The sequence below is a fragment of the Pseudomonas sp. UBA6276 genome (genome assembly GCF_002438365.1).
GTDB lineage: Bacteria > Pseudomonadota > Gammaproteobacteria > Pseudomonadales > Pseudomonadaceae > Aquipseudomonas > Aquipseudomonas coleopterorum.
Genome location: NZ_DJUS01000152.1, coordinates 5,808 through 14,987, shown reverse-complemented (window position 1 = coordinate 14,987; position 9,180 = coordinate 5,808). Strand labels below are relative to the sequence as shown.

The 9,180-nt window shown below is 62.9% G+C and carries 12 protein-coding genes and 1 pseudogene; 6 read left to right on the top strand and 7 right to left on the bottom strand.

Annotation, left to right across the window (positions count from 1 at the left end; genetic code table 11):
• The 5 genes and pseudogenes from metX to B2V21_RS17575 form a co-directional block, all read left to right on the top strand.
• Positions 1-579 (top strand): annotated as a pseudogene (metX, locus tag B2V21_RS17595) (homoserine O-acetyltransferase); the annotation flags it as partial.
• A 7-nt stretch (positions 580-586) separates the two neighbouring features.
• On the top strand, positions 587-1,207 hold the full coding sequence (gene metW, locus B2V21_RS17590) for a methionine biosynthesis protein MetW (protein ID WP_043191520.1): 621 nt from the start codon (positions 587-589) through the stop codon (positions 1,205-1,207).
• Between the two features lie 168 nt (positions 1,208-1,375).
• Positions 1,376-1,972: an RdgB/HAM1 family non-canonical purine NTP pyrophosphatase gene (rdgB, locus tag B2V21_RS17585; RefSeq protein ID WP_282349270.1), complete on the top strand. Its 597-nt coding sequence runs from the start codon at positions 1,376-1,378 to the stop codon at positions 1,970-1,972.
• A complete protein-coding gene (hemW, locus tag B2V21_RS17580) occupies positions 1,969-3,156 on the top strand; it encodes a radical SAM family heme chaperone HemW (protein WP_286917539.1) in 1,188 nt (395 codons plus the stop codon). Before rdgB ends, hemW begins: the two co-directional genes overlap by 4 nt.
• Before the next feature lie 11 nt (positions 3,157-3,167).
• Entirely contained in the window at positions 3,168-3,491 is a 324-nt protein-coding gene (locus tag B2V21_RS17575) for a DUF3392 domain-containing protein (protein ID WP_043191527.1), read from the top strand.
• 134 nt (positions 3,492-3,625) lie between these two features.
• On the opposite strand, the gene trmB is transcribed toward B2V21_RS17575, so the two are convergent.
• From trmB to B2V21_RS17555, 4 genes are all read right to left on the bottom strand, one after another.
• A complete protein-coding gene (trmB, locus tag B2V21_RS17570) occupies positions 3,626-4,348 on the bottom strand; it encodes a tRNA (guanosine(46)-N7)-methyltransferase TrmB (RefSeq protein ID WP_286917538.1) in 723 nt (240 codons plus the stop codon).
• Between the two features lie 9 nt (positions 4,349-4,357).
• Positions 4,358-5,152 (bottom strand): thiazole synthase, encoded by a 795-nt coding sequence (locus B2V21_RS17565; protein WP_043191531.1) that lies wholly within the window; start codon positions 5,150-5,152, stop codon positions 4,358-4,360.
• A gap of 54 nt (positions 5,153-5,206) precedes the next feature.
• On the bottom strand, positions 5,207-5,407 hold the full coding sequence (gene thiS / locus B2V21_RS17560; RefSeq protein ID WP_049861744.1) for a sulfur carrier protein ThiS: 201 nt from the start codon (positions 5,405-5,407) through the stop codon (positions 5,207-5,209).
• Positions 5,408-5,492: 85 nt separating this feature from the next.
• Positions 5,493-5,864, bottom strand: coding sequence for a DUF423 domain-containing protein (locus B2V21_RS17555; protein WP_049861688.1), 372 nt, complete (start codon positions 5,862-5,864; stop codon positions 5,493-5,495).
• Between the two features lie 46 nt (positions 5,865-5,910).
• On the opposite strand from B2V21_RS17555, the gene mtgA reads away from it, so the two are divergent.
• Positions 5,911-6,666 (top strand): monofunctional biosynthetic peptidoglycan transglycosylase, encoded by a 756-nt coding sequence (gene mtgA, locus B2V21_RS17550; protein ID WP_286917537.1) that lies wholly within the window; start codon positions 5,911-5,913, stop codon positions 6,664-6,666.
• A 79-nt stretch (positions 6,667-6,745) separates the two neighbouring features.
• Here the strand turns inward: mtgA and rpoH are convergent, their stop codons facing one another.
• The 3 genes from rpoH to B2V21_RS17535 form a co-directional block, all read right to left on the bottom strand.
• Positions 6,746-7,552, bottom strand: a complete 807-nt coding sequence (gene rpoH / locus B2V21_RS17545; protein WP_286917536.1) for an RNA polymerase sigma factor RpoH — start codon at positions 7,550-7,552, stop codon at positions 6,746-6,748.
• 165 nt (positions 7,553-7,717) lie between these two features.
• Positions 7,718-8,749: a permease-like cell division protein FtsX gene (gene ftsX, locus B2V21_RS17540; protein WP_049861686.1), complete on the bottom strand. Its 1,032-nt coding sequence runs from the start codon at positions 8,747-8,749 to the stop codon at positions 7,718-7,720.
• On the bottom strand, positions 8,746-9,180 hold a 435-nt coding region (locus B2V21_RS17535), incomplete at its 5' end, for a cell division ATP-binding protein FtsE (RefSeq protein WP_286917535.1). The genes ftsX and B2V21_RS17535, both read right to left, overlap by 4 nt.

Sequence of the window (9,180 nt, the reverse complement as noted above, 5' to 3'; positions counted from 1 at the left end):
GCGCAGAACATCGCCTTCAACGAAGTGGCCCGCCAGGCCATCCTGTCCGACCCCGAATTCCATGGCGGCGATTTCCAGGCCCGTGGCGTGATTCCCAAACGCGGCCTGATGCTCGCGCGCATGGTCGGGCACATCACCTACCTGTCAGACGATTCGATGGGCGAGAAATTCGGCCGTGGCCTGAAGAGCGAGAAGCTCAACTATGACTTCCACAGCGTCGAGTTCCAGGTTGAAAGCTACCTGCGCTATCAGGGCGAGGAGTTTTCCGGTCGGTTCGATGCCAACACCTACCTGCTGATGACCAAGGCGCTGGACTACTTCGACCCGGCCGCTGCCCATGGCGATGACCTGGCCGCGACCTTTGCCAACGTCAAGGCCAAGTTCTGCGTGATGTCGTTCACCACCGACTGGCGCTTCTCGCCGGCCCGCTCGCGCGAACTGGTGGATGCGTTGATGGCCGCCAAGAAAGACGTCTGCTACCTGGAAATCGATGCACCGCAGGGTCACGACGCCTTTCTGATCCCCATTCCACGGTATCTGCAGGCGTTCAGCAGCTACATGAACCGCATTGCACTGTGAGGCATCCATGAGAGCTGACCTAGAAATCATCCAGGACTGGATCCCCGCCGGCAGCCGCGTGCTCGACCTGGGCTGCGGCAACGGCGAATTGCTCGCCTGGCTGCGCGACCACAAGCAGGTCACCGGCTACGGCCTGGAAATCGATGCCGACAACATCACCGAGTGCGTGCGCAAGGGCATCAACGTCATCGAGCAGGACCTGGACAAGGGCCTGGGCAACTTCGCCAGCAACAGCTTCGACATCGTGGTCATGACCCAGGCGCTGCAGGCCGTGGAATACCCGGATCGCATTCTCGACGAGATGCTGCGGGTCGGTCGGCAGTGCATCATCACCTTCCCCAACTTCGGCCACTGGCGCTGCCGCTGGTACCTGGCCAGCAAGGGCCACATGCCGGTGTCCGAGTTTTTGCCGTACACCTGGTACAACACGCCGAACATCCACTTCTGCACCTTCGCCGACTTCGAAGCCCTGTGCAGCGAGCGCCGGGCGCAGGTCCTCAATCGCCTGGCCGTGGATCAACAGCACCGGCACGGGTGGGCGAGCAAGATCTGGCCTAACCTTCTGGGTGAAATCGGCATCTACCGGGTCAGCAGCCCTGGTCTGCAGGAGCATCGGGTGGCGGTGTAACACTCGACGACCATGGCGCCTTCTTCGCGGGCAGAGCCCCGCTCCCACAGGATCGTGCGCAAAACTCACCTTGTGGGAGCGGGGCTCTGCCCGCGAAGCAGGCGACCCGATTCGTCAGGCCGCCCGCATGAACTGGCTCTTTGAACCCTTCGGAACCCATTCACAACCATGATCAATTTCACTCAACTCGTCCTCGCCAGCCACAACGCCGGCAAGCTCAAGGAACTCCAGGCCATGCTCGGCGGCGCGGTGCAGCTGCGTTCGGTCGGCGAATTCAGCCAGGTCGAGCCTGAGGAAACCGGGCTGTCGTTCGTCGAGAACGCCATCCTCAAGGCCCGCAACGCCGCGCGTCTCTCAGGTTTGCCTGCGCTGGCCGACGATTCCGGCCTGGCCGTGGACTTGCTCGGCGGTGCCCCCGGCATCTATTCGGCGCGCTACGCCGATGGCCAGGGCGATGCCGCCAACAACGCCAAGCTGCTCGATGCCCTGCAGGGCGTCCCGGACGAACAGCGCGGCGCGCAGTTCGTCTGTGTGCTGGCGCTGGTCCGGCATGCCGAGGATCCGTTGCCGATCCTCTGCGAAGGGCTCTGGCACGGTCGCATCCTGCACGCCGCCAGCGGCGCCCATGGATTTGGCTACGACCCACTGTTCTGGGTGCCCGAGCGCAACTGCTCCAGCGCCGAGCTCGACCCCACGCAAAAGAACCAACTGAGTCATCGCGCCCGCGCCATGGCCTTGCTGCGTCAACGCCTGAGCCTGGCATGAACGATTCACTGATCTACCCAGCGGCGCCGCCTCCCAGCCAGGTGCTGACGCAGCTGCCGCCGCTGGCGCTGTACATCCATATCCCCTGGTGCGTGCGCAAATGCCCGTACTGCGACTTCAATTCCCACGCGGCCAGTCCCGTACTGCCGGAAGAGGAATACGTCGACGCACTGCTGGCGGACCTGGATCAGGACCTGGCAGCGGTCTACGGACGGCCACTGAGCTCGATCTTCTTCGGCGGCGGCACGCCCAGCCTGTTCAGTGCTGCGGCATTGGGCCGACTGCTCGCGGGCGTGGAACAACGCATCCCGTTCACGGCGGATATCGAGATCACCCTGGAGGCCAACCCCGGCACGTTCGAACAGGACAAGTTCGTCGCCTATCGCAAGCTGGGGATCAACCGCCTGTCCATCGGCATCCAGAGTTTCCAGCCGAATAAGCTCGAAGCCCTCGGGCGTATCCATACCGGAGACGAAGCGCTGCGCGCCGCTGAAATGGCGCGCCGCGCCGGTTTCGACAACTTCAACCTGGACTTGATGCACGGCCTGCCCGACCAGTCCTTGGAAGAGGCCCTGGACGACCTGCGCCAGGCCATCGCTCTGGCGCCCACGCACCTGTCCTGGTACCAGCTGACCCTGGAGCCCAACACAGTGTTCTGGAACCAGCCGCCCGAGCTCCCCGAGGACGATATCCTCTGGGACATCCAGGAAGCCGGCCAGGCCTTGCTGGCCGAGCATGGCTTCAGCCAATACGAGGTGTCGGCCTATGCCCGGTCGGGCAAGGCCGCGCGTCACAACCTCAACTATTGGAGCTTCGGCGACTTCATCGGCATTGGCGCCGGCGCCCACGGCAAGCTGAGCCACCCCGACGGCCGCATCGTGCGCACCTGGAAAACCCGTCTGCCCAAGGATTACCTGAACCCTGGCAAGCAGTTCAAGGCGGGCGAGAAAACCCTGACTGCCGACGAGTTACCGTTCGAGTTCCTGATGAACGCGCTGCGCCTCACCCAGGGCGTTGACGCCGAGCTGTTCGCGCAGCGGACCGGCCTGCCCTTGCAGACCCTGGCCGCAGCACGCGCCGAGGCCGAACAAAAAGGCCTTTTACAGGTCGAACCGACGCGCCTGGTCGCCACCGCCCGCGGGCAGTTGTTCCTCAACGACCTGCTGCAATACTTCCTGGTATAAGGATTGTCCTGATGGATTTCGTACTCGATCTGCTCGCCACCGTGTCACGCTGGGGCCGAGGCAACCTTTCGGAGATTTCCCTGGCCTTGGTAGGCTGCGTGCTGGTGCTGTTCGGCGCCGATGTGAAGGCGTGGGCCGAGGGCCGTCTGGGCTCGCTCTCGGGCGCGCTGCGAGTACCACTGATTGCCCTGATGTGCGTGATCGGCAGTGGCGCGGCATTGATCTATGCCACGCCCTGGGTGCTGAAGGGGTTGAGCCAGTTCAACAACTACAGCCTGGCGCCGGTGCTGTTGGTGGTGCTTGTGCTGCTGGGGATCGTTGCCGACCGCAAGTGATGCGTGAGCTGTGCGGGCCTCTTCGAGGGCAGAGGGCTCGCCGCCCGCCCCGCTCCCACAAGGTGGGTTTTGTCCAAGACCCTGTGGGAGCGGGCTCTGCCCGCGAAGAGGCCCGCCAGACCACTACATAACCCTCAGTCAACCTTCTCGAATTTCAAATCCCAAACCCCATGCCCGAGCCGCTCGCCGCGGCGTTCGAACTTGGTGACCGGCCGCTCGGCCGGACGCGGTACGCAGCGACCGTCGGCCGCCTGGTTGCGGTAACCAGGCGCCACGTTCATGACTTCCAGCATGTACTCGGCATAGGGCTCCCAATCGGTCGCCATGTGCAGCACACCCCCCACCTTGAGCTTGCTGCGGACCAGCTCGGCGAACGCCGGCTGGACGATGCGCCGCTTGTGATGGCGCGCCTTGTGCCAAGGATCCGGGAAGAACAGCAGCAGGCGATCCAGGCTGTTGTCGGCCACACACTGCTTGAGCACTTCGATGGCATCGCAGTCGTAGACCCGCAGGTTTTTCAGACCTTGAGTCAGCACGCCGTTGAGCAGTGCGCCAACGCCGGGACGGTGCACCTCCACGCCGATGAAATCCAGTTCCGGCGAGGCCGCTGCCATCTCCAGCAGCGAATGGCCCATGCCGAAACCGATTTCCAGGGTGCGCGGGGCACTGCGACCGAACACCTGGTCGAAGTCCGTCGGTGCGTCGGTCAGCGGCAGCACGAACAACGGCTTGCCTTGGTCAAGGCCGCGTTGCTGGCCTTCGGTCATGCGCCCAGCGCGCATCACGAAGCTCTTGATAGCACGGTGCTGGCGCGGTTCGCCTTCGTCGGCCGTTGGCGTTTCTTGCGAGTCAGTCATCGGGGGCTCTTACTTGATCAGACCATCCAGCGGCGAAGAGGCGCTGGCATAGAGTTTTTTCGGCATGCGACCGGCCAGATAGGCCATGCGCCCGGCAATGATGGCGTGCTTCATGGCTGCGCCCATCATGATCGGATCCTGCGCGTGGGCGATGGCCGAGTTCATCAGCACGGCCTCACAGCCCAGTTCCATGGCAATGGTGGCATCAGACGCAGTACCCACGCCGGCATCCACCAGCACGGGCACCTTGGCTTCTTCCAGAATGATCTGCAGGTTGTATGGATTGCAGATGCCCAGGCCCGTGCCGATCAGGCCAGCCAGCGGCATGACCGCGATGCAGCCGATCTCGGCCAGTTGGCGGGCAATGATCGGATCGTCGCTGGTGTAGACCATCACATCGAAACCGTCCTTGACCAGCACTTCGGCGGCCTTGAGGGTCTCGATCACATTGGGGAACAACGTCTTCTGGTCGGCCAGGACTTCCAGTTTGACCAGGTTGTGACCGTCGAGCAGCTCGCGGGCCAGGCGGCAGGTGCGCACCGCTTCCACGGCGTCATAGCAGCCAGCGGTGTTGGGCAGAATGGTGTAGCGATCCGGCGGCAGCACGTCGAGCAGGTTCGGCTCGCCAGGGTTCTGGCCGATATTGGTGCGGCGCACGGCGACCGTGACGATCTCGGCACCCGAAGCCTCGATGGCCAGACGGGTCTGCTCCAGGTCGCGGTACTTGCCGGTGCCGACCAGAAGGCGCGACTCGAAGGTGCGACCGGCCAGGGTGAATGGCTTGTCAATGCGAGCATTGCTCATCGGAATTCCTCTGCTGAGGTAAAGATACGGACATGGAAGGTGTCGGCGACTCGATCAGCCGCCGCCGATGGCGTGAACCACCTCGATCTGGTCACCTTCGCCCAGTACGGTGTCACCGTGCTGGCTGCGCGGGACGATGTCCTGGTTCAGCTCGACGGCGACGCGACGCCCGACCAGTTCGAGGCGGGCAAGCAGCCCGGCAACGGTTTCGCCGTCGGGGAGTTCGAAAGGGTCGCCGTTCAATTGAATGCGCATGCGGTCGGCAGCCATCATTTTTTGGGGGTCGTTATTCTAGCCCGATCGCCGAGGATTCCCAAGGCCAAGCCGACCACGCGCGCGATCAACCCAGGCGCCAGGCCATCAGGCCCAGGCACAGCCACCCGGCCAGCAGGGCCAGACCGCCGAACGGGGTGACGATACCCAGCTTGCTGAAGCCGGTCAGGGTCAACAGGTAGAGGCTGCCCGAGAACAGGACGATGCCCAGACAGAACAGCGCGCCTGCCCACCCTACCAGACGCCCTGGCACATGGACGCTGAGCAGCGCGACGCCGAACAATGCCAGGGTGTGGATAAGTTGGTAGCTGACGCCAGTCTGGAAAATGGCCAGGTAATCGGCGCTCAGCCGGTTCTTCAACCCGTGTGCGGCAAACGCGCCGAGCGCCACACCGGTGAAGCCGAAGAACGCGGCCAGCATCATGAACGTACGCAGCATCCAGGTTTGTCCTCATAAAGCCGTGTTGTATCGCAGGGTCTGTATAATGGCCCCCTCACCCGGCCAGGCCAAGCCCTTCATGCTGCAATCCCTTTTCCGTCGTCTGTGCAAGGCACTGCTCTGGTTCGTCGCCGCAAGCGTGGCTCTGGTGGTGATCTTTCGCTTCATCCCGCCGCCGGGCACCATGCTCATGGTCGAACGCAAGATCGAATCCTGGGCCGACGGCCAGCCAATCGATGTGCAGCGAGACTGGCAATCCTGGGCGAACATTTCCGACGATCTGAAGGTGGCGGTCATCGCCGGTGAAGATCAACGCTTTGCCGAGCACTGGGGGTTCGATATCGCCGCCATCCGCGCAGCCTTCGCCCATAACGAGGAAGGCGGCTCATTGCGCGGTGCCAGCACCCTGAGCCAGCAAGTGGCGAAGAACGTATTCCTCTGGTCGGGGCGCAGTTGGCTGCGCAAGGGCCTGGAAGCCTGGTTCACCGGATTGATCGAAATCTTCTGGTCCAAGCAGCGCATCCTCGAGGTCTACCTCAACAGCGCCGAATGGGACGACGGTGTGTTCGGCGCGCAAGCAGCGGCGCGCCATCATTTCGGCGTTGACGCGGCTCGGTTGTCCCGGCAGCAAGCCAGCCTGCTCGCCGCCGTACTGCCCAATCCGCGCAACTGGAGCGCCAGTCGGCCCAGCCCCTACGTGAGCCGTCGCGCTGGCTGGATTCGTCAGCAGATGGGTCAATTGGGCGGCCATGACTACCTCCTGCGCCTTGACCAGCCACGCCCCGCACCCTGGGCCGATTAGGCCGCGATCACGCCCTGCCAGACAACAAAAAGCCCCGAACCAGTCGGGGCTTTTGCATGCAGCGCGTCAACGGCTCACATCAGGCCGCGATGGAGACTTTCAGCTTGTTCATCGCGCTTTTTTCCAACTGACGAATACGCTCGGCCGACACGTTGTACTTCTCGGCCAACTCGTGCAGCGTCGCCTTTTCCTCGGCAAGCCAGCGCTGGTAGAGAATGTCGCGGCTGCGATCGTCCAGCACCTGCAGAGCTTCGTGCAGGTTGGTATTGGAGTTGTCGCTCCAGTCGGCGTCTTCGAGCTGACGCGCCGGATCGTAGCGATGATCTTCCAGGTAGTTGGCTGGCGATTGGAACGCGCTGTCGTCGTCGGCTTCGGCAGCCGGATCGAAGGCCATGTCATGGCCGGTCAGACGGCTTTCCATTTCGCGTACTTCACGCGGCTCCACGCCCAGGCTTTCGGCCACACGGTGGACTTCTTCGTTGTTCAGCCAGGCCAGACGCTTCTTCTGGCTGCGCANNCGCCAGTTGCGCAGGATGAACTCGTGGATTTCAGCCTTGATCCAGTGCACGGCGAACGACACCAGGCGCACACCCATTTCAGGGTTGAAACGCTTCACGGCCTTCATCAGGCCGACGTTGCCTTCCTGGATAAGGTCGGCTTGAGCCAGGCCGTAGCCCGAATAGCTGCGCGCGATATGCACGACGAAACGCAGGTGAGCGAGCACCATCTGCCGAGCCGCTCCAAGATCCTGCTCATAGTAGAGACTCTCGGCCAGTTCACGCTCCTGCTCGGGCGTCAGCAAGGGAATGCTGTTCACCGTATGCACGTAGGCTTCCAGGTTCGCACCCGGGACCAGCGCATAAGCAGGTTGCAAAGAAGTGGTCATACGAAAAAACCTCCGACTCACATGACTCGTGCCCGTAGGCACTGCGAAAAATAGACCGGGAACCAGTTGACAAGTTCCCTATGACGCTTTAACGGTCCATGACAATAAAGTTAACTCAACTACACACTCGAAGAGCCTACATAGGTACTGCACAGATACTGCGGGCTAACGCGGCGCCAGTTCGCGCAGGTGCCGCCAGACCGCAATCCATGCACCGATATACCCTAACAATACCGCGCCTAGCAAGAGCGACAATCCGTCCGCCACAGGCACACCGCCCAGCGCGAAGTCACTGCCGTACAAGCCGGACAATCCAGTGACCGCATCGTTGAGCCAATCCAGGCCGAAGGCCAGGATGCCCCAGGCGAAAATGCCTGCACCGAAGCCGTACAGCGCACCCATGTACAGAAACGGCCGACGCACATAGCTGTCCGTGCCGCCTACCAATTTGATGACCTCGATTTCGATGCGGCGGTTCTCGATGTGCAGGCGAATGGTGTTGCCGATCACCAGCAACAACGCCGAAACCAGCAGCAGGGTCAGGCCGAAGACGAATCGATCACCCAGTTTCAGAATGGCTGCAAGTCGCTCTACCCATACCAGATCAAGCTGCGCCTGCTGCACCTTCGGCAACTCGGCGAGCTGCTGGCGCAGGCTCTCCAACGCAGCCTTGTCGATCTCCAGAGGCGTCACCACCACCACGCCGGGCAGCGGGTTTTCAGGCAGCTCCTTGAGCGCCTCGCCCAGCCCGGACTGCTGCTGGAACTCACTCAGCGCCTGCTCGCGGCTGACGAACTCGGCCTGGGCCACGCCCGACAGCCCCTTGATCTGCGTCACCAACGCCTGGCCTTCCCGCTCGCCGGCGTCGAGGTCCAGGTACAGCGAAATCTGCGCCGCACGCTGCCAGGAACCGCCCAGACGCTCGACGTTCTTGAGCAGCAGGGACAACCCCATGGGCAAACTCAGGGCCACCGCCATGACCAGGCAGGTAAAGAAACTGCCGATCGGCTGCTTGCCGAGACGGCGCAGGCTGTCGGTCCAACTGGCCCGATGGCTTTCGATCCAGGCGCGCAGCAGGCTGCTGAAATCCGGCCCGTCATCGTCGTCATTGCGACGTTTCTTCGGCTTCTGCGGTTGGGGCTCGCCTCCCTTGGGCGCTACCCGGTCCGCAACCTTGGGACTGCGTGTCGCACTCATTGTCCTGCCTCTCCGTCACCGATCAGACGCCCACGCTGCAAAGTCAGCATGCGATGACGCATGCGCGCGATCAGCGCCAGATCGTGGCTGGCAATCAAGACGCTGGTGCCAAGCCGGTTGATGTCTTCGAAGACCCCCATGATCTCGGCCGCCAGACGCGGATCGAGGTTGCCGGTAGGTTCATCGGCGAGCAGCAAGGCTGGCTGATGGACGATGGCGCGGGCAATGCCCACACGCTGTTGCTGGCCCGTGGACAAGTCGCCGGGGTACAGCTCGGCCTTGTCCGCCAGCGCCACCCGCTCCAGCGCCGAATCGACCTTCTTGGCGATTTCCGGCTTGCTCAGGCCGAGGATCTGCAACGGCAGGGCGATGTTGTTGAACACCGTGCGGTCGAACAGCAACTGGTGGTTCTGGAACACCACGCCGATCTG